The organism is Pseudomonas sp. AC242 (assembly GCF_979258655.1).
The window spans coordinates 2,102,260-2,123,379 of the sequence record NZ_OZ409873.1; the positions used below are offsets into that span (position 1 = coordinate 2,102,260).

Genomic DNA, 21,120 nt, shown 5'->3' on the forward strand with positions numbered 1-21,120 from the left:
AGAAATCCCGGGCCCTTGACCGGTCTCAGTTGTCGTAACCCAGATTCGGCGCCAGCCAGCGCTCGGTCACGCTCAACTCCTGACCTTTACGCGAGGTGTAGCTCTGCACCTGATCCTTGTCGACCTTGCCCACGGCAAAGTACTGCGCTTGCGGGTGGGCGAAGTACCAGCCGCTGACCGCAGCCGCCGGGAACATCGCGTAGTGTTCGGTGAGGAACACGCCGCTGCGGCCGGCGCGCATTTCTTCGGCTTGCGGATCGAGCAAGGCGAACAGCGCGGCTTTCTCGGTGTGATCCGGGCAGGCCGGGTAACCCGGAGCAGGGCGGATGCCGCTGTATTGCTCTTTGATCAGCGCGTCGTTATCGAGCACTTCGTCCTTGGCGTAACCCCAGTGCTCTTTACGCACTTGCTGGTGCAGCCATTCGGCGCAGGCTTCGGCCAAACGGTCGGCCAGCGCTTTGACCATGATCGAGTTGTAATCGTCGCCAGCGTCCTGATAAGCCTTGGCCACTTCCTCGGCGCCGATGCCGGCGGTGGTGATGAAACCGCCGACGTAGTCGGTCACTTCGCTGTCTTTCGGCGCAACGAAGTCGGCCAGCGAGAAGTTCGGCTTGCCGTCGGTCTTGATGATCTGCTGGCGCAGGTGATGCAACTTGGCCAATGGCTTGCCGTCATCGCCGTACAGTTCGATGTCGTCGTCATGCACCTGATTGGCCGGCCAGAAACCGAACACCGCACGGGCGCTGATCAGCTTCTCGTCGATCAGCTTGGCGAGCATTTCCTGCGCGTCCTTGTACAGCGCGGTGGCGGCCTCACCGACCACTTCGTCTTCAAGGATGCGCGGGAATTTGCCGGCCAGATCCCAAGAGATAAAGAACGGCGTCCAGTCGATGTATTCAGCGAGGACTTTAAGGTCGATGTTGTCCAGCACCTTGCTGCCGGTGAAGGTCGGTTTGACCGGCTCATAAGTTGCCCAGTCGAACTGCGGCTTCTTGGCGATGGCCGCGGCGTAGCTCAAGCGCTCGGTACGGGCACTGCGGTTCGAGGTGCGTTCGCGTACATCGACGTATTCCAGACGGGTTTTCTCGACGAAACCGGCCTTCAATTCTTTCGACAGCAACTGCGTGGCCACGCCGACCGCGCGGGAAGCGTCGGTCACGTAAACCACGGCATCGTTGCTGTACTTCGGTTCGATCTTCACCGCAGTGTGCGCTTTGGAAGTGGTCGCGCCACCGATCATCAGCGGCAGATGGAAATCCTGACGCTGCATCTCACGGGCAACGTGAACCATTTCGTCCAGCGACGGCGTGATCAGGCCGGAGAGGCCGATGATGTCGCACTTCTGTTCTTTGGCGACCTGCAGAATCTTCTCCGCCGGCACCATTACGCCGAGGTCGACGATGTCATAGCCGTTGCAACCGAGTACCACGCCGACAATGTTCTTGCCGATGTCGTGCACGTCGCCCTTCACCGTCGCCATGAGGATCTTGCCCTTGGCTTCCGGCTTGTCGCCTTTTTCCAGTTCGATGAACGGGATCAAGTGCGCCACGGCCTGCTTCATCACACGGGCGGATTTCACTACCTGCGGGAGGAACATCTTACCGGCGCCGAACAGGTCACCGACGATGTTCATGCCCGACATCAGCGGGCCTTCGATCACTTCGATGGGACGCGCGAACGACTGACGCGACTCTTCGGTGTCTTCAACGATGTGCGTGGTGATGCCTTTGACCAGCGCATGTTCCAGACGCTTGTTGACGTCCCAGTTGCGCCACTCTTCGGTTTCGGCTTCCTTGACGCTGCCGTCGCCCTTGTACTTGTCGGCGATGGCGAGGAGGGCGTCGGTGCCTTCCGGCGTGCGGTTGAGGATCACGTCTTCCACAGCGTCGCGCAGTTCCTGCGGGATCTGATCGTAGATCTCCAGCTGCCCGGCGTTGACGATGCCCATGGTCAGGCCTGCGCGGATCGCATACAGCAGGAACACCGAGTGGATCGCCTCACGCACCGGGTTGTTGCCACGGAACGAGAACGACACGTTGGACACGCCGCCCGACGTCAGCGCGTACGGCAGTTCGTCGCGGATGTAGGCGCAGGCGTTGATGAAGTCCACCGCGTAGTTGTTGTGTTCTTCGATGCCAGTGGCGACGGCGAAGATGTTCGGGTCGAAGATGATGTCTTCCGGCGGGAAGCCGACTTCGTTGACCAGAATGTCGTAGGAGCGTTTGCAGATTTCTTTTTTGCGCGCTTCGGTGTCGGCCTGGCCGGCTTCGTCGAACGCCATCACCACCACCGCCGCGCCGTAGCGCTTGCACAGTTTGGCGTGGTGGATGAACTGCTCGACGCCTTCTTTCATGCTGATCGAGTTGACGATGCCCTTGCCCTGAATGCACTTGAGGCCGGCTTCGATGACTTCCCATTTCGACGAGTCGATCATGATCGGCACGCGGGAGATGTCCGGTTCACCGGCGATCAGATTGAGGAAGGTCACCATGGCCTTCTTCGAATCGAGCATGCCTTCGTCCATGTTGATGTCGATCACCTGCGCGCCGGCCTCGACCTGCTGCAGGGCGACTTCCAGCGCTTCGGTGTAATTGTCTTCACGGATCAGGCGGGCGAATTTGGCAGAACCGGTGATGTTGGTGCGCTCGCCAACGTTGACGAACAGCGAACTGCGATCAATGGTGAACGGTTCCAGACCCGACAGGCGGCAAGCCTTGGGAATGTCCGGAATCTGCCGCGGCGCATAACCGGCGACGGCTTTGGCAATGGCTTCAATGTGCCCCGGCGTGGTGCCGCAGCAGCCGCCGACGATGTTGAGGAAGCCGCTCTGGGCGAATTCTTCGATGACTTTGGCGGTTTCCGACGGCAGTTCGTCGTACTCGCCGAATTCGTTCGGCAGGCCGGCGTTCGGGTGCGCGGACACATGAGTGCTGGCCTTGTTCGATAGCTCTTCCAGGTACGGACGCAGTTCACTGGCGCCGAGCGCGCAGTTCAGACCTACAGAAATCGGCTTGGCGTGCGCCACCGAGTTCCAGAACGCTTCGGTGGTCTGGCCCGAGAGGGTACGGCCGGAGGCGTCGGTGATGGTCCCGGAAATCATGATCGGCAGTTCGATGTGCAGCTCTTCGAACACACCTTGCACGGCGAAGATCGCCGCTTTGGCGTTGAGGGTGTCGAAAATGGTTTCGATCAGGATCAGGTCGGCGCCGCCCTCGATCAGACCTTTGGTGGCTTCGGTGTAGTTTTCCACCAGCTCATCGAAGGTGACGTTGCGATAGCCGGGGTTGTTGACGTCCGGCGACAGCGAACAGGTGCGACTCGTAGGACCGAGCACGCCAGCGACGAAACGTGGCTTGGCCGGGTTCTCGGCGGTCTTGGCGTCGGCAATCTTGCGCGCCAGACGTGCGCCTTCTACGTTTAATTCGTAGGCCAGTTCTTCCATGCCGTAGTCGGCCATGGAAATGCGCGTGGCGTTGAAAGTGTTGGTTTCGAGGATGTCGGCACCGGCATCCAGGTAGGCTTTCTCGATGCCGCCGATCACGTCCGGACGGGTGATCACCAGCAGGTCGTTGTTGCCCTTGACGTCACTCGGCCAATCCGCGAAGCGTTTGCCGCGATAATCCTGCTCTTCGAGCTTGTAGCTCTGGATCATCGTGCCCATGCCGCCGTCGAGTATCAGGATGCGCTCTTTGAGAGCTTGCTTGAGAGCTTGAAGGCGGACGCTGCGATCGGACATTTGGACTACTCGGAAAGACCATTACGAAGGAGCGGGATCATAGCAAACCTGTGCGGTTTTAGAGCATGCGTGGCTTTTGCATGAATATCGCTCATGTTGGTACGAGCGTCATAATGTAGAATCGCGGCGTTTTTTTAACAATCGGGATCAGCAGCATGTCTTACCGCGTCATTGGTTTAATGTTGCTGTTTCTCAGCTGGGGCGCCGTGGCGCAAGAGCCAGCGACTGCACCGGCCATTTCTCCTTCGATTTCTTACGTCCGCGACATCCAGCCAATCTTCACCGAGAAGTGCGTAGCCTGCCATGCGTGCTACGACTCCGCTTGCCAGTTGAATCTGGGCAGTGGCGAAGGAGCGGCCCGTGGTGCGAGCAAAATGCCGGTCTATGACGGCGAGCGCACTGTCGCGGCGCCGACCACCCGGCTGTATTACGACGCCTTCGGCAAACGCGCCTGGCAGCAGAAAGATTTCTATTCGGTGCTCGACGCCCAAGGCAGCCAGGCTGCACTGATGGCGCGCATGCTCGAACTCGGGCACAAGACGCCGCTGACACCGAACGCCAAACTCCCGGAAGAGATCGTGCTGGGCCTGAACCGCCAGAATATGTGCGCGCTGCCCGCCGAGTTTGAAGGTTACGCCGGCGCTCACCCGAAAGAAGGCATGCCGCTGGCGGTGACCGGGTTGACCGATCAGCAATATCAGACGTTGCAGCGTTGGCTGGCATCCGGAGCGCCGATTGACGAACAAGGCCTGGCACCGAGTGCGAAAGAGGCGCTGCAAATCGTCCAGTGGGAGAACCTGCTCAACATGCCGGGGGCACGGCAAAGTCTGGTCGGCCGCTGGTTGTACGAGCACTGGTACCTCGCGCACATTTATTTCAAGGACGGCGAGCCGGGGCATTACTTCCAGTGGGTGCGTTCGCGCACGCCGAGCGGTCAGCCGATCGACCTGATCGCCACCCGTCGTCCCAACGACGATCCGGGTACTCAGGTGTATTACCGCTTGTGGCCGGTGCAGGGCGTGATTGTGCATAAAACCCACATCACCTATCCGCTGAGCGCGGCGAAGATGGCGCGGGTGAAAAGCCTGTTCTACAGCGGCAACTGGCAGGTCAATGCCTTGCCCGGTTACGGCCCGCAGAGCCGTGCCAATCCATTCGCGACGTTCGAAGCGATTCCGGCCCAGGCGCGATATCAATTTATGCTCGATAACGCCGAATACTTCGTCCGCACCTTTATTCGCGGGCCGGTGTGCCGGGGCCAGATCGCCACCGACGTAATCCGCGACAACTTCTGGGCGCTGTTCCAGGCGCCGGAACACGACCTCTATATCACCGACCCGAACTATCGCGGCCAGGCCACGCCGTTGTTGGCCATGCCCGGGCAGAACGACGATGTCGGCAGCGTTTTGAGCTTGTGGCACAACTACCGCAACAAACGTAATGAGTACGAAGCGCTGCGCCGCGACAGCTACGCCGATCTGCCCGCGCCGAGCTGGTCGACCCTGTGGGCCGGCAACGACAACGCGTTGCTGAGCATTTTCCGTCACTTCGACAGCGCTTCAGTGACCAAAGGCCTGATTGGCGAGGTGCCGCAGACAATGTGGCTGTTCGACTATCCCTTGCTCGAGCGCACCTATTACCAGTTGGCAGTCAACTTCGACGTGTTCGGCAACGTTTCGCATCAGGCGCAAACCCGTCTGTATTTCGACCTGATCCGTAATGGCGCCGAGCAGAACTTCCTGCGCCTGATGCCCGCCGATTCCCGCGAGGATTACCTCGACGATTGGTACCAGAGCAGCGGCCAGTTCAAGATGTGGCTCGATTATGAGGCGATCGATGACGACAAGCCGACGGCGCTGAAGCTCGATGAAAAGGATCCGAAATACGACTTCGCCATGCAATTGCTGGCGCGTTACGGCGACCTCAACGCGCGGCCCGATCCGATCAACCGTTGCGACGGCGCTTACTGCTCACGGCCGAATATTGACCCGGCGCTGCAAAATGCCGAACAGGCGCTGAGTCGCCTGACGTCGCGCCCGGCGGCCGGCTTGAAGGTGATCGACCAGTTGCCGGAAGCGACCATGCTGCGCATAGAAACGGCCAACGGCAAGCGCGAGGTCTACAGCCTGCTGCGCAACCGTGCGCACAGCAACGTGGCGTTCCTGCTTGGTGAGTCGCTGCGCTATCAGCCTGGGCTGGACACGATCACGATTTATCCGGGCGTGCTCAGCAGTTATCCGAACTTCATGTTCAACATTCCTGCCGACCAAGTGGCGGAATTTGTCGATGCCATGGAAAACGCCAAAGATGCCAACCGCTTCGAGAAAATCGTCGAACGTTGGGGAATTCGGCGCAGTCATCCGAAATTCTGGTTCTATTTCCACGATTTGAGTCAATACATCCACGAAACCGATCCGGTGGAAGAGGGTGTGCTGGACATGAACCGCTACGAGAATCTTTGATCGATTCAGATTGGCTTGCTGTCCCAACTTCAAGCAACACCGCAAAACCCTGTAGGAGCTGTCGAGTGAAACGAGGCTGCGATCTTTTGATCTTTCAAAATCAAGATCGAAAGATCGCCGCGTGCTGCAGCTCCTACAGGGATTGAGGTGAATTTGAGGGTGTGATCGGGAGCAGGTGATGTTGATTTCAGTGCAAGCCCTGCGTGCGCTGGCCGCGTGGACGGTGGTCTGCCATCACTTCATGCAGATTTTCTTCGACTTCAAGGCACACGGACCGATCGGGCAACTGTTCATCGATAAAGGAGCGGTGGGGGTCGATATTTTCTTTGTCATCAGCGGCCTGGTGATTTTCCTCTCGACCGAAAACAAACCCCTACCGCCCGCGCGGTTTCTCTTGTACCGGCTGTTTCGCATCGTCCCGGCGTATTGGCTGTACACGCTGCTGATGGCGCTGCTGGTGGTGTTTGCCCAGCCCATATTGCCGGATCAAACGGTGGACTGGGGCCATCTGCTGTTGTCGTTGCTGTTCATTCCTACCGAGAACCCCGGCGGTTACGGCATCTACCCGACGCTCAATGTCGGCTGGACGTTGAATTACGAAATCCTTTTCTACGTGCTGTTTGCCTGGGCGCTGTTGTTTCGCTTGCAGGTGCGTCTGTTGGTGGTCGCGGCGCTGTTGTTCGCCGTGTGTCAGACCTGGACCGGGTTTGGCTGGATCAGCGAGTTCTATCGTTCGGACATCGTCTATGAATTCCTGCTGGGGATTGGCATCGGCATGCTTTATCGCCGGGGCTGGATCGGTGCGGGACTGTGGCTGCCGCTAGTGGCAATCGTGGCGGTATTGCTGACGATCTATCAGTTGCCGCCGGCGCCGAGGCTGCTGAACTGGGGTGTGCCGAGTGCCGTGCTGGTAATGGCATGTATCTCACTTGAGCGTTATGTCGAGCGCAGCCGGGTACTCAAACTGCTCGGCGATTGCTCGTATTCGGTGTACCTGATGCACGTTCTGGTGCTGTCGGCAGGCGGTTTTCTGGCCCGGCGCTACGGCGTCAACCCGTATTTGATGTTTGTCGTCTGCGCGCTGGCCATCGGTGTCGGCTCCTGGCTGAGCTACGAGTGGGTGGAAAAACGCAGCTATCGCTGGCTCAAGGCGCAAATCGACGAAGAGCCTGACGAGAATCTTTCCCGACAAAAATACTAGGACTTTGTCCGGCGCAACGATTGGCGTAAACTGCGCCCAAGCCTGCGAGGAGTTTCCATGACCGCTATTACCATTACCGACGCCGCCCACGATTACCTGGCTGATCTGCTCTCCAAGCAGAACACCCCGGGCATCGGCATCCGCGTCTTCATCACCCAGCCTGGCACCCAGTACGCCGAAACCTGCATTGCCTACTGCAAGCCGGGCGAAGAAAAACCTGAAGACACCGCGCTGGGGCTGAAAAGCTTCACCGCGTATATCGATCACTTCAGCGAAGCGTTTCTCGATGACGCCGTAGTCGACTACGCCACCGACCGCATGGGCGGTCAACTGACCATCAAGGCGCCAAACGCCAAAGTACCGATGGTCAACGCTGACAGCCCGGTCAACGAGCGCATCAACTATTACCTGCAAACCGAAATCAACCCGGGGCTGGCCAGCCACGGCGGTCAGGTCAGCCTGATCGATGTGGTTGAAGACGGCATCGCCGTTCTGCAGTTCGGTGGCGGTTGCCAGGGCTGCGGCCAGGCGGACGTGACCTTGAAGGAAGGCATCGAGCGCACCTTGCTCGAGCGCATCCCGGAGCTCAAGGGCGTTCGCGACGTGACCGACCACACGCAGAAAGAAAACGCCTACTACTAAGGTGTTCGCTGCGGACATGAAAAACGGCGCCCCGTGAGCGCCGTTTTTTTATGGGTGACATTCAGGAATGCATTCGCGAGCAGGCTTTATGGGCGATAGAGGTGAGCATGCCCGGCGCGATACAACGATGACTCGCTAAAAACCTCACTGCCCAACACGCGTCCCACCAGAATCAACGCCGTACGCCGAAACCCTTTGGCCTCAACCTTCCCGGCAATATCCGCCAGCGTCCCCACCACCCAATCCTGATCCGGCCACGTCGCCCGGTGGATCACCGCAATCGGGCAGTCTGCGCCGTAATGAGGCAACAGCTCCGCCAGAATCTTCTCCAGATGGTTGACCCCCAGATGAATCGCCATGGTTGCGCCGTGCTGCGCCAGGCTGCCCAATTCCTCACCGGCCGGCATGGCGGTTTTATCGGCGTAGCGGGTCAGAATCACGCTCTGCGACACGTCCGGCAGTGTCAGTTCCGCGCCAAGCAACGCCGCACACGCAGCGGTCGCGGTCACCCCGGGAATGATCTCAAACGGAATATCCAGCTCACGCAGATAACGAATCTGCTCACCAATCGCGCCATACAGACTCGGATCGCCGGAATGCACCCGCGCCACATCCTGGCCGTTGGCATGCGCGGTTTTGATCAGTTCGATGATCTGTTCGAGGTGCAGCTCAGCGCTGTTGACCACCGTCTCGGCTTGATGGCCGTCGAGCACCGCTGCCGGCACCAACGAACCTGCATAGATAATCACCGGGCAACTGCGGATCAGCCGCTGGCCTTTGACGGTGATCAATTCCGGGTCGCCGGGGCCGGCGCCGATGAAGTAGACAGTCATCGTTAAATCCTTGGAAAAGAGGTGCAACAACGCTTCAGATGAAGATTGCTCATGATCAATGGCGGGGATTATCGGGATTTTACGCCGCGCCGGCCAATGCCAACGTGGCCTGGGCGTATTTCTGCCGGGAAATCAGCAGTTTTGCCGGTGCCTGAATCAACTGTTCGGCGAGGGCCAGTGCCGCACTTTCGGCGACGCCGTAGCAACCGGTGCGTTCGAAGGCGATTTGCGAATGGTGACTGAGTCGTTGCTGATAAGTGGCCAATTCCTCGCTGCTGAAGTACAGCAAGGGCAGGGCCAGTTGCGCGGCAAGTTCTTGCAGCCCTGGCTCGTCGCGCTTCAAGTCGATGCTGGCCAACGCCTTGACCGCTTGCAGCTCGATTCGGTGTGCCTGTAAGGCTTGGTCAAGCAATGCGCGCAGCGTGCTGGCCGGGCAGCCGCGCTGGCAGCCCAGGCCGATCACGAAGGTCGGCACTGCGCTGTCATCGGTCATACGTGGTATTGACCATCGCTTTTGCGGCGGAACAACCAGGCGCTGATCAGACCCAGGGCCAGCCAGAACACTACGTTGGTTAGCTGCGAAGCGATTTTGAACTGGGCTTCCAGTGCTTCCGGCGCGAGCATCGAATGCACTTGCGGCTGCGGCGCGCCGATCACGTGCGGCACGGCGAGGATGGCCACACCAAGGATCTTCATCAGCCAGTGACGGCTGAACACGATCAGCGACAGGCCGACAGCGGTCGAAGCGGCCGTGCCGATCCACCACATTTGTCGTGAGGCCAGATCAGCGGCAGCGGTGCCCGGCAACTCAGGCGGCAGGCCCAGGGTTGGCGCGAGGACGAATGTTGCGTAACCGGCCAGACCCCAGAGCAGGCCTTGCGAGGTTTTGGTCGGCGCGCGCAGGGTGTAGAGGCCCGCGAGCATCAGGGCGAAACCGACAGCCACCACCAGATTGCCGCCTGTGGTCGATACCACGCGCTGCCAGCCGTCTTCCGGCTCCCAGGCTTCTGCATCGTGGGTGTGGCCGGCCATGGTGCCTTCGGCGTGTTCATGAACAGCCACCGGCTCGGCTTTCTCGTAGGTTTCAGCCTGAATAATCAGCGGTGAAACCCAGAAGCTTTGCAGCAGAGTGAGGAGCAGGGCGGCCAGCAGGCCGGTGAAACCTGCGGTTTGCGCAATACGCTTGATCATGTCGGCAGGTCTCAGTGGCACGGGAACGCGGCGCTGTGACGGGTATCGTGAGCGGCGTTGTGCACCGCCTCGATGTGCGAGAAACCGGCGAAGTAGACCAGGCTGGCGCCGAGGATCGACGCGAAGATCGCAGCGCTCAGGCGTTGGCTCAGGGTGGTGGTGCTGACAATTTTGTCCGTGTTGCTGCCGGTGCTGCTGATGATCGACATGGCGCTTCCCTCTGGAGTGTCAGTGGGTGAATCGAGCGCATGAAAACCCCTGCGGGTCGGGCTCGCAGAGGTTCGAACAGCGCCCGCCCACCGCGGGTTTGTTATGTTCAGCGACGCACAAAATGCGGGCTGTGTGTTGCGGGCCGGTCTCCGGGCTCACGAGGGGTTGGCGTCAGGCCGACCTGCAAGCGTCACCTTCCCATGCCTTGCTGACACAGTGGTTTTGACGCTTCGCTCGCTTACCGTTGCGGGGGCAGCACCGGACTGACATGGGCTTGAGTAAAGCACATGATTCACCGGTTTCCCGTTTCACCCTGTGAAGGGCACCCGTAACAAGTTGTGTAGGAGAGCATGGGGGTGGGGTTTTGGTCAATTTTTTGGGGTGGATCCGTTGCTGCGGGTGTTGCTGATTAGGGTTCCGCCCTTACGGCGGGTCACTTTTTCCAGACGCCCGGAGTGCCGGCCCAGAAAAAAGTAACCAAAAAGGCTTGCTCCTACGTGCGGCCCGCTCGCTGGGGCTCGGGGTCCCTTCGCTCCGGGATCGATCCGGGCGCAGCGTCTCCGGTTTGCTTCGCTGCACCTACTCCCGCTGTGTTTGGCTGCGCCAAACGGTCGCTGCGCTCCCACGCCCGGATCAATCCCTCCACTCAGCCTTCCGACGTCGCCGGTGGATCAAGATCAAGATCAAAAGCAGGCGAGCTGACACTCGGCCTATTGAGTGGTGAGGAGCACAGCGTGGTCGGCTTTGGATTTGTGGTGGATTCGCCCCTCATCGGAACGCCGCCCGCCCAGCCCTCTCCCTAAGGAGAGGGAGCCGATTTGTGGGCTTTTCAAAATCTGAGTTCAACGCGGTATCGCACGTCGGCGTACCTCCCCCAAACGCCTCGATCAGTCCAATCTCCCGAGGTAGAGGAAGCCGATTTATGTGCTTTTCAAAGCTTGAGTTCAACGCGATATCTCACGTCGGCGTAACCCTACCAAACCACTCGGTCAGTCCCCTCTCCCTTTGGGAGAGGGCTAGGGTGAGGGGCTCTTGATCTGGCTTTGGCTTTGGCTTTGGCTTTGGCTTTGGCTTTGGCTTTGGCTTTTGATCTTTTGCCCCTTCGGCAGGCCGAGCGAAGGTGTTCATCCGGGGGTTAGGCGCGCAGCGCCGTTCGACGAAGTCGAACACATCGAGAGGAGGTGCAGCGAAGCAAACCGTAGGCGATGCCCCCGGATGGACACCGTAGCGAGGGAACACTGAGCCTCAGCGAAGTGCCGTACGCCGGGGCAAAGCCTTTTGGTTCCTTTTTGGCGTTTGAAAAAGGGACTCGCTGTAAGAGCGAAACCGCCAGCGGCAGCACCCGCAGCAACGGATATGCCCCCAAAACCAAATCTCAACGCCCATTGACCCACCCTTAGACGATGCGTAGCCTTGCGCCTTCGAGGTTCTTCGGCCCACGCCGAAGCTAAGAAGGGAACGCGGTCAATGCCGCGGCTGCCCCCGCAACTGTGAACGGTGATGTTCGCTGCCACGCCACTGCCAGCTCAACTGATGAGCCCGCGGGAAGGCGCAGCAAACGCCAGGCCCAGCGCCTGAACGCCGTCAGCCAGGAGACCTGCCTCGTCACAGATTCTCAATTCAACCGGGCGGGGTGATCCGGTGGCGAACTCTCCGGGCACGCACGCGCGTTGCCGGTTCTCGTCCCGTATGCCCGCCGCTTGCCAAAGGGCATACCGATGAAAACACTGGCCAAACTCCCCGTCACCATCGTCACCGGCTTCCTCGGTTCGGGCAAAACCACGCTGCTGCGGCACATGCTCGACAACGCTCAGGGCCGTCGTATCGCGGTGATCGTCAACGAGTTTGGCGAGTTGGGCATTGACGGTGAAATCCTCAAGCAATGCACCATCGGTTGCACCGAAGAAGAAGCCACCGGCCGCGTTTACGAGCTGGCCAACGGCTGCCTGTGCTGCACCGTTCAGGAAGAATTCTTCCCGGTGATGCGTGAACTGGTTGCCCGTCGTGGCGACCTCGACCACATCCTCATCGAAACCTCGGGCCTGGCCCTGCCGAAACCGTTGGTACAAGCTTTCCAGTGGCCGGAAATCCGCAGCGCCTGCACCGTTGACGCGGTGATCACTGTGGTCGACAGCCCGGCCGTCGCTGCCGGCACCTTCGCTGCGTTCCCGGATCAGGTCGATGCCCAGCGCAAACTCGATCCGAACCTCGATCACGAATCGCCGCTGCACGAACTGTTCGCCGACCAACTGGCCAGCGCCGACCTCGTCATCCTCAACAAGGCCGACCAGACCAGCCCGGAAGATCTGGCTCGCGTTCGCGCTGAAGTCGCCGAAGAGCTGCCGCCAGCGGTGAAAATCATCGAAGCCAGCAACGGCCGTCTGCCGCTGGACGTGCTGATCGGCCTCGGCGCCGGATCCGAAGAACACATCGACAGCCGCCACAGCCATCACGATCACCACCACGGTGAAGGCGATGACGACCACGATGACCACGATCACGACGCCTTCGATTCGATCTCCATCGAACTGCCGCAAGCCGATGAAAGCCTGCTGCTCGACGCACTGACACAACTGGTGGTCAAGCACGGCATCCTCCGGGTCAAAGGTTTCGCCGCCATTCCGAACAAGCCGATGCGCCTGCTGATCCAGGGTGTAGGTACGCGTTTCGACAAACATTTCGACCGTCAGTGGGGCGCCGATGAAGCGCGCGTGACACGTCTGGTGCTGATCGGCCAGGAACTCGACGCCGCCCAACTCGAAGCGCAACTGCGCGCCGCGCTCAGCGTTTAATCCATGCACCTGCTCAGGACCCAGCCCGGCGGTTTCGTCTCGGATGACAACATTGCCGACCTTGGCCAAACCCCCGCCGAGCTGGTGATCCTGTGCAGCGGCGACTCCAGCCTGGCGCTGCTCGCCGAGGCCGCGCAGCAGTTGCCCGAGGATTACCCGAGCCTGCGCCTGGCCAATCCGATGCAGGTGCAGAATCACGCCTCGGTCGATCTGTATGTCGATGAAGTGCTGCGTCACGCCAAGGTGATTCTGATTTCGTTGCACGGTGGCATTGCCTATTGGCGTTATGGCGTTGAGCGTCTGGTTGAGTTGTCCGAGCGTGGCGTGCAGCTGATTCTGGTGCCGGGCGATGACCGTCCCGATCCGGAGCTCAGCGACTTGAGCACTGCCAACGCCGAAGATCGCGACCGGCTCTGGCAGTTTTTGCGTCAGGGCGGCCTGGGCAATGCGCTGGACTTCTTCCGCTGTCTGGCCAGCCGTTGGCTCGGCCGCGATTACCCTTGGGAAGAGCCGCAGACCCTGCCGCGCACGGCGATTTACCACCCCAATAAAACCTCCGCCGCACTGAGTGACTGGCAAGCCGAATGGCTGCCCGAAAACCCGGTTGCGGCGGTGCTGTTTTACCGCTCGCATCTGCAGGCGGCGAACACTGCTTTTATCGATGTTTTCTGCCAGCGCTTGCAGGCGGCGGGGCTTAATCCGCTGCCGATCGCGGTGGCCAGTCTGAAAGAACCCGGCTGCCTGGCGGTGGTCGAGGATTGGCTGGATGAAGTCGAGGCTGGGGTGATTTTGAACACCACTGGCTTCGCCCAATCCAGCCCTGAAGCGCCGCACTTGCGGCCGTTTCGCCGCAATATTCCGGTGATCCAGGCGATCTGCGCGCAGGACAACGAGCCTGGCTGGCGCGCCAGCGAGCAAGGCCTGGGGCCGCGGGATCTGGCCATGCACATTGCCTTGCCGGAACTCGACGGGCGCATCATCAGCCGACCGATCAGCTTCAAGGATCTGGCCTGGCGCAGCGAGCGCAGTCAGTCCGACGTGGTCTGCTATCGCGCGCAACCCGAGCGCATGGATTTTGTCGCTGAACTGGCGCGGCGCTGGATCGATCTGGCGCGGGTGCCGAATGGCGAAAAACGCATCGCGCTGATTCTCGCCAACTACCCAACCCGTGATGGACGCATCGGCAACGGCGTCGGCCTCGACACGCCGGCAGCGGCACTGAACATCCTGCGTGCGTTGCAGGCTGAGGGCTATCCGGTCACCGCAGAATTGCCGGGCAGCGGCACCGAGTTGATCCAGCAGTTGCTCGGTGGCGTCAGCAACGATCTCGACACCATTGATCAGCGCCCCTGCCAGCAAAGCCTGGCGATGGACGCTTACCTGACGATGTTCAACGCCTTGCCCGAAACCAATCGTGCGGCGGTGGTTGAACGCTGGGGCGCGCCGCAAAACGATCCGATGTGCCGCGACGGGCGCATGATGATCGCCGGCATTCGCTTCGGCCTGACCTTCGTCGGCATTCAACCGGCGCGTGGTTATCAGGTTGACCCGAGTGCGGTCTATCACGACCCGGATCTGGTGCCACCGCACGGCTATCTGGCGTTCTATTTCTGGCTGCGCAACACCTACGGTGCACACGGCGTGATTCACGTTGGCAAACACGGCAACCTCGAATGGCTGCCGGGCAAGGGTGTTGGTCTTTCGGAGAATTGCTGGCCGGATGCGTTGCTCGGGCCGCTGCCGAACATTTATCCGTTTATTGTCAACGACCCGGGTGAGGGCGCCCAGGCCAAGCGCCGCACGCAAGCGGTGATCATCGATCACCTGATGCCGCCGCTGACCCGCGCCGAAACCTACGGGCCGCTGCGCAATCTGGAACTGCTGGCTGACGAGTATTACGAAGCACAACTGCTCGATCCGCGCCGCGCCCGCGAGTTGCAGCGCGACATTCTGCAATTGGTGCGCGAGACGCAGATCGACCGCGAACTGCAACTCGACGCCGGGATGGACAGCGACGCCGACGCGGCAATCTGGCTACCGCGTCTCGATACCTATTTGTGTGATTTGAAGGAATCGCAGATTCGCGATGGCTTGCACATTTTTGGCGAGTCACCGAGCGGGCGATTGCGCATTGATACGTTGCTGGCGCTGCTGCGCATTCCACGCGGAGACGGCAAGGGCGCGCAGTCGAGTCTGCTGCGCGCGTTGGCCAAAGCCTTTGAACTCGGTTTCGATCCGCTCGATTGCGCGCTAGCCGATCCATGGACCGGCCCGCGCCCCGCAGAGCTGCAATCGCAAAGCGATGAAGTCTGGCGCAGCGCCGGCGACACCCGCGAACGCCTCGAACTGTTTGCCACGCAACTGATTTCCCAGACGCTGCAATCCCCTTGTAGGAGTGAGCCTGCTCGCGATAGCGGAGTGTCATTCGATACGGATTTGCCTGATACACCGCCATCGCGAGCAGGCTCACTCCTACAAGGACCGCGTTGGGCTGAAGTCAGTGCAATAGTCGAGAATCTGCGCGAAGTCGTCGCCCCACGCCTCGATGCCTGCGGCCCTGCCGAAATGCGCGGCCTGCTCGACGCCCTCAGCGGTCGTTTCGTCCCTGCTGGCCCGAGTGGCGCACCGAGCCGTGGCCGCCTCGACGTGCTGCCCACCGGTCGTAACTTCTACTCGGTCGACGTACGCAACTTGCCGACCACCACCGCGTGGCGCATCGGCTTCCAGTCGGCGACGTTGATTCTCGAACGCCATCTCCAGGACCACGGCGATCACCTGCGCCAGCTCGGTTTATCGGTCTGGGGCACGGCAACCATGCGTACCGGTGGCGACGACATCGCCCAGGCCATGGCGTTGATGGGCGTGCGTCCGGTGTGGGCCACTGGCAGTCAGCGCGTTGACGATTTCGAAATTCTGCCGCTGAGTCTGCTCGACCGCCCGCGCGTCGATGTCACGTTGCGGGTTTCCGGATTTTTCCGCGATGCGTTCGCTAACCTGATTCGCCTGTTCGATGCGGCGGTGCAGGCGGTAGCGGCACTGGACGAGCCGGACGATCTCAACCCATTGGCCGCCAAAGTACGGGCCGAGCGCGAGGCACTGTTGCAGTCGGGCGTCGATGCGGACACCGCACGGCGTCAGGCCGGTTGGCGGATCTTCGGCGCCAAACCCGGTGCCTACGGCGCAGGCGTGCAGGGCGCGATCGATGGCCGTTTGTGGCAGAGCCGCGACGATCTGGCCGAGGTTTATCTGAACTGGGGCGCTTACGCCTATGGCGGTGCCGACGAAGGTACGGCCGCCCGCGAGCAGTTCGTCCAGCGCCTGAGTCAGGTCCAGGCGGTGCTGCAAAATCAGGACAACCGCGAGCACGACTTGCTTGATTCCAATGATTACTACCAGTTCCAGGGCGGCATGCTGGCTGCCGTGGAAACCCTGCGCGGCGAAGCGGCGGCGAGTTATCACGGCGATCACAGTCAACCGGACCTGCCGAAGATTCGCACCTTGAAAGAAGAACTGAACCGGGTGATTCGCTCACGGGCGGCCAATCCGAAATGGATCGACGGGGTCAAGCGTCATGGCTATAAAGGCGCGTTCGAGATGGCGGCGACGGTGGATAATCTGTTCGCGTTCGATGCCACGACACAGTTGATCGATGATCATCAGTACGCTTTGCTGGCCGATGCCTACTTGCTCGACCCGGCGACTCGGGAGTTTGTTCGCGAGCATAATCCGCATGCGCTGAGGGACATGACCGAGCGCATGTTGGAGGCTCAACAGCGGGGGATGTGGCAGGAGCCGGGGGCTTATAAGGAAGCACTGGAAAATCTGCTGCTGGATATTGAGGAAGATATGTAGCGTCCTCAGGAAAGTCACCCCCTCGCCCCAGCCCTCTCCCCCAAGAGGGCGAGGGGGAAAGGGAGCCGATTTGTGTGCTGTTCAGAATCGAAGTCGACTCGATAATCCAGGTCGGCGTAACTCGAAAGAGCACCGCAATCAGTTCCCTCTCCCCCAGGGGAGTATGGGGGGAAGGGGGAAAGGGAGCCGATTTTTGTTGGCTTGGAGTCTGAGTTCAACTCGATAAATCAGGTCGGCGTACCTTGAAAGAACACCTCGGTCAGTTCCCTCTCCCTCCGGGAGAGGGCTAGGGTGAGGGCCACCCCGACTGACACCCCACAATGCCAAGTACATCCACGACCACGACAGAGAAAACCCAAATGACCGACACCCCGCATTTCCCGCTCTCCGCCGTGGTCGGTGCCGATGACCTGAAACTCGCCCTGTGCCTCACCGCCATCGACCCGAAAATCGGCGGTGTGCTGATCGAAGGCCCGCGTGGCATGGCCAAATCCACCCTGGCCCGTGGTTTGGCCGACCTGCTCGCCAGCGGTCAATTTGTCACCTTGCCGCTGGGTGCGACTGAAGAACGCCTGGTCGGCACCCTCGACCTCGACGCCGCCCTCAGCGAGGGGCGAGCGCAGTTTTCGCCGGGCGTACTGGCCAAGGCTGACGGCGGCGTGCTCTACGTCGATGAAGTCAATCTGCTGCCCGATCATTTGGTCGATCTGCTGCTCGACGTTGCCGCCAGCGGCACCAACCTGATCGAGCGCGACGGCATCTCCCATCGGCATTCGGCGAAGTTCGTGCTGATCGGCACGATGAACCCGGAAGAGGGCGAGCTGCGTCCGCAACTGCTTGACCGCTTCGGCCTGAACGTTGCCCTCAGTGGCCACACGGCGCCGACCGAGCGCGGGCAGATCATCCGCCGGCGTCTGGATTTCGACAGCGACCCGCAAGCGTTCTGCACGCAGTGGGAAGCTGAGCAACAAGCCCTGCGTGTGCGTTGCGAAAATGCTCGCGCTGCCTTGGCCAATATTGCGCTGGACGATGCCGCACTGGCGCAGATCACCGAGCGTTGCTTTGCTGCCGGCGTCGATGGACTGCGTGCCGACCTGGTCTGGTTACGCGCCGCTCGTGCTCACGCGGCATGGCGCGGGGCTGCGGTGATTGGCGAGGAAGACATCGACGCCGTGGCCGAGTTTGCCCTGCGCCATCGGCGCCGTGAGCAAGCGCCATCGAGTCCGCAACAACCGGCTCAGGCGCCGGCCGAGACTCAGGCATCACCGAGCGAAGGGCAGGGCCAGTGGGGTGACATGCCGGCGCCGGCGCTCGCCACCGGCGCCCGCCGCGAAGTGCCGAGCTGGCCAAAAAAGCCTTAGGCATTCGCCCCCGATCCGATGCGGGGGCGAATGCCAGACCCCGCGCCGGACGGCTGGACAACGGACGTCAGGGCAAGCGCCATACGGCCCGCAGCGGTACGGTGAACTGGCCGGGCACGTTGCTCAAGGGGCGTCCTCGGGTTCGTGAAGATCTGCTGTTTCAACTGCGCACACGCTCGCCGCATGAGCTGTGGCTGGTGATCGTCGATGCCTCCGCCTCGACGCGGCGTCATCAGGCCTTGAGCGATGCCAAAGGCCTGCTCGCGCAACTGTTCGATGACGCCTATCGCCAACGGGCGCGCCTGGCCTTGTTGACGGCCAGCGGCTCGGCGCCGAAATGGCAGGTGCAAGGGTTGAAGGCCTCCAGCGGTTTGCATAGCTGGCTGGAGGCGTTGGGCGCTGGCGGTGGCACGCCGTTGCTGGCGGCGCTGGGGCAGGCAGAGCAATGGCTGGCGGTGCGCCGCAAGCGTTTTCCCGCCGAGCAGCAACGCCTGCTGGTGGTGACCGATGGGCGTTTGAAAAAGTGGTCGGGACTAGCGGCGCTGGCGTGTCCGGGGTTGTTGATCGATATCGAGCGTGGGCCGATCCGGTTGGGGCGGGCGCGGGATCTGGCTTCAGCGTTGGGATCCGAGTATCGACACATTGATGAGCTGATTTCTCTCTAACCTTTTCGGCGATTTTTCTACCGTCTTCGCGAGCAGGCTCACTCCTACATTTGGAATGCGTTCCCCTGTAGGAGTGAGCCTGCTCGCGATTGCATCGACCCGGTCTAGAACCGAACACTCAAAACCCGCATCCCTGCTCTATGCTGCACCCAGCCCAATCACAAGGAGTGAGCGATGCGCGTTCTGGTCAAAAACCCTCAAGACGACTTCCGCGTCAAAGCCTACGCCGGCACCAACGGCGTGCTGCTGGCCATGGATCTGGCCGAACCCCGGCGCAAAGGCCTGCTGGGATTTGCCATCGAAAAGCAGCAGGGCGCCAAACCCTGGTTGTTCCTGTTCAACAGCCTGACCTTCCCGAATAAGGCTCACACCTTTCCCCAGTTCCACGCGACACCAAGCGATACCGCGCCGCTGCAGAAATTTCGCTGGGCGGATTACGCGGTCAATCCGGGCATGACCCTCCACTATCGCGTGCATCTGGCCTACGGCACGGCCGATGCCGTGCAGTTGGGCGAGTCGCTGGAGCTGACGATCACTTCCGATGACGGCCAGCCGAGCAACCAAAGCGTGAATTTCAATCGAGCCGTTGCTGCCAGTCAGGCCTTCCAGCGCAAGTTTCCCGATCTCGACGCGCAGATCAGCGCCAATAAAAACATGCCCATCGAAGCCTGGCCCGATGCGGCCCGTCAGTGGCTGGAAAACGGTTTGCTCGGGCGCTTGCTGGGTTTTATCGAGCGTGCCGTCGATGACCAATGGGCGCTGGACATTGCCATCTACGAATATCAATTGCAGGCGATCGTCGTAGCGGTGAACGCGGCGTTCGCGCGGGGCGTGAAGGTGCGGGTGCTCTACCACGCCCGGCCGGACGATGAAGACACCACAATCAACGAAGCGAGTCTGGCGGCACTGCCTGCGGCGAGCAAACGCGGGCGAGTGACCCATAACATCTTTCACAACAAATTCATGGTCCTCAGTCGCGTCGGTGTCAGTGGTGAGCATCACCCTGAAGCGGTTCTGTGTGGCAGCACTAATTTTACCGCCAACGGGGTCTACCGGCAGGCCAACGTGGTGCATGTGCTGGACGATGAAACGATCGCCGCGAGTTATCAGCAGACGTTCGAGCAGATCTGGGTGCAGCCGGACGACGTCGGTGCAACCCGTGACTGGATCACCGAACACAATCCGATGAATCCGCAACAGCCGTTATTTACCGGGTTTTCACCGCGTACCGGCGGGGCTGACCTGCAGGCGTTCGAGAACATCATCAGCGCGGCAAAAAAGGACGTGCTGTTCGTCACCGCGTTCTCGCTGCCGGACGCGATCCTTAATGCCTTGCTTGGCCAGCCCCACGACGACATTTTGCGTTATGGCCTGCAAAACACCGCCAGCCGCATCACCGGGTTTCACGCCGACCGCAGCGCCGAATTCGCCGCCACCGCTTTGCTCAATACCGGTCTGGAAGGCTGGCTGCGCGAGAACATGAAAGGTCAGAAAGGCAATCTGCTGGTGCACACCAAAGCGGTGGTCACCGACTTCACCACCGATACGCCGACCATCATCAGTGGCAGCCATAACCTCAGCGCTTCGGCCAGCAATGGCAACGATGAAAACTACCTGATCATTCGCGGCGACACCGATCTGGCGGATCGTTACGGGCTGGAGCTGCTGCGATTTTACGAGCATTACCGGTTTCGCTATTTCGCGAAGAAGCTGGCGTTGAGGCAGGTGAGTCCGTTGGCCGTGGATGACAGTTGGACTAACGATTACTACATCGAGGGGGACTTGCGGCAGTTGTCGCGATTGCGTTTTGCCGGACGCTGACACCGTACTGTAGGAGCTGCCGCAGGCTGCGATCTTTTGATCTTGTTTTTAAGAATCAAAATCAAAAGATCGCAGCCTGCGGCAGCTCCTACAGAGGTATTCGGGGCGGATTACAGATTTTGAAATGATTTGCCGCTGTAGGAAATGTTCCCAAAGCCTGTACGCTCCAAGGCCATTTTTCATTCAGGATTTGCATGAACACCCTCTCGGAGCCTCCCAGTCGCACCTTCCCCTCGCGCCATGGCGCGGTCTTGACGCACTCGCAGCATCCGGTTTTCCGACACCCGACTATTGTAGATAACGCGGCCCCAGAGCCTTTGCGTTGCGCTTTGCCGTGTCCGGCAGCCTGAATCA

Annotated in this window: 13 protein-coding genes and 2 riboswitches; of the genes, 8 read left to right on the forward strand and 5 right to left on the reverse strand. The window is 60.6% G+C overall.

Going from position 1 to position 21,120, the window contains the following annotated elements; all coding sequences use genetic code 11:
• Positions 1-25: 25 nt before the first annotated feature.
• Entirely contained in the window at positions 26-3,736 is a 3,711-nt protein-coding gene (gene metH / locus ACZZ0A_RS09610; protein WP_007912586.1) for a methionine synthase, read from the reverse strand.
• Positions 3,737-3,891: 155 nt separating this feature from the next.
• Here metH and ACZZ0A_RS09615 point away from each other — a divergent pair, with 155 nt between their 5' ends.
• The 3 genes from ACZZ0A_RS09615 (at position 3,892) to nfuA (ending at position 8,041) form a co-directional block, all read left to right on the forward strand.
• On the forward strand, positions 3,892-6,198 hold the full coding sequence (locus ACZZ0A_RS09615; protein ID WP_463542950.1) for a fatty acid cis/trans isomerase: 2,307 nt from the start codon (positions 3,892-3,894) through the stop codon (positions 6,196-6,198).
• Between the two features lie 178 nt (positions 6,199-6,376).
• On the forward strand, positions 6,377-7,399 hold the full coding sequence (locus ACZZ0A_RS09620; RefSeq protein WP_463542951.1) for an acyltransferase family protein: 1,023 nt from the start codon (positions 6,377-6,379) through the stop codon (positions 7,397-7,399).
• A 57-nt stretch (positions 7,400-7,456) separates the two neighbouring features.
• A complete protein-coding gene (gene nfuA / locus ACZZ0A_RS09625; RefSeq protein WP_007912592.1) occupies positions 7,457-8,041 on the forward strand; it encodes a Fe-S biogenesis protein NfuA in 585 nt (194 codons plus the stop codon).
• 86 nt (positions 8,042-8,127) lie between these two features.
• Here nfuA and cobM read toward each other — a convergent pair whose 3' ends face one another.
• The 4 genes from cobM to ACZZ0A_RS09645 all read right to left on the reverse strand — a co-directional run bounded on the left by cobM (position 8,128) and on the right by ACZZ0A_RS09645 (position 10,274).
• Positions 8,128-8,874 (reverse strand): precorrin-4 C(11)-methyltransferase, encoded by a 747-nt coding sequence (gene cobM, locus ACZZ0A_RS09630; RefSeq protein WP_123375080.1) that lies wholly within the window; start codon positions 8,872-8,874, stop codon positions 8,128-8,130.
• A 79-nt stretch (positions 8,875-8,953) separates the two neighbouring features.
• Positions 8,954-9,367 (reverse strand): cobalamin biosynthesis protein, encoded by a 414-nt coding sequence (locus ACZZ0A_RS09635; protein WP_007912596.1) that lies wholly within the window; start codon positions 9,365-9,367, stop codon positions 8,954-8,956.
• Positions 9,364-10,065 (reverse strand): CbtA family protein, encoded by a 702-nt coding sequence (locus ACZZ0A_RS09640; protein WP_463542952.1) that lies wholly within the window; start codon positions 10,063-10,065, stop codon positions 9,364-9,366. Before ACZZ0A_RS09640 ends, ACZZ0A_RS09635 begins: the two co-directional genes overlap by 4 nt.
• Positions 10,066-10,076: 11 nt before the next feature.
• Complete coding sequence (locus ACZZ0A_RS09645) at positions 10,077-10,274, reverse strand: CbtB domain-containing protein (RefSeq protein WP_007912603.1); 198 nt, start codon at positions 10,272-10,274, stop codon at positions 10,077-10,079.
• 124 nt (positions 10,275-10,398) lie between these two features.
• Positions 10,399-10,620, reverse strand: a riboswitch (cobalamin riboswitch).
• 1,062 nt (positions 10,621-11,682) lie between these two features.
• Positions 11,683-11,894: riboswitch (cobalamin riboswitch) on the forward strand.
• Positions 11,895-11,993: 99 nt separating this feature from the next.
• Here ACZZ0A_RS09645 and cobW point away from each other — a divergent pair.
• The 5 genes from cobW (at position 11,994) to ACZZ0A_RS09670 (ending at position 20,766) form a co-directional block, all read left to right on the forward strand.
• Positions 11,994-13,067, forward strand: coding sequence for a cobalamin biosynthesis protein CobW (gene cobW / locus ACZZ0A_RS09650; protein WP_034154301.1), 1,074 nt, complete (start codon positions 11,994-11,996; stop codon positions 13,065-13,067).
• Positions 13,068-13,070: 3 nt separating this feature from the next.
• Positions 13,071-16,919, forward strand: coding sequence for a cobaltochelatase subunit CobN (gene cobN / locus ACZZ0A_RS09655; protein ID WP_463542953.1), 3,849 nt, complete (start codon positions 13,071-13,073; stop codon positions 16,917-16,919).
• 359 nt (positions 16,920-17,278) lie between these two features.
• Positions 17,279-18,280, forward strand: a complete 1,002-nt coding sequence (locus ACZZ0A_RS09660; RefSeq protein ID WP_007919214.1) for an ATP-binding protein — start codon at positions 17,279-17,281, stop codon at positions 18,278-18,280.
• Entirely contained in the window at positions 18,262-18,945 is a 684-nt protein-coding gene (locus ACZZ0A_RS09665; protein WP_463544084.1) for a vWA domain-containing protein, read from the forward strand. Before ACZZ0A_RS09660 ends, ACZZ0A_RS09665 begins: the two co-directional genes overlap by 19 nt.
• A gap of 174 nt (positions 18,946-19,119) precedes the next feature.
• Positions 19,120-20,766: a phospholipase D-like domain-containing protein gene (locus ACZZ0A_RS09670; protein WP_463542954.1), complete on the forward strand. Its 1,647-nt coding sequence runs from the start codon at positions 19,120-19,122 to the stop codon at positions 20,764-20,766.
• Positions 20,767-21,120 lie beyond the last annotated feature (354 nt).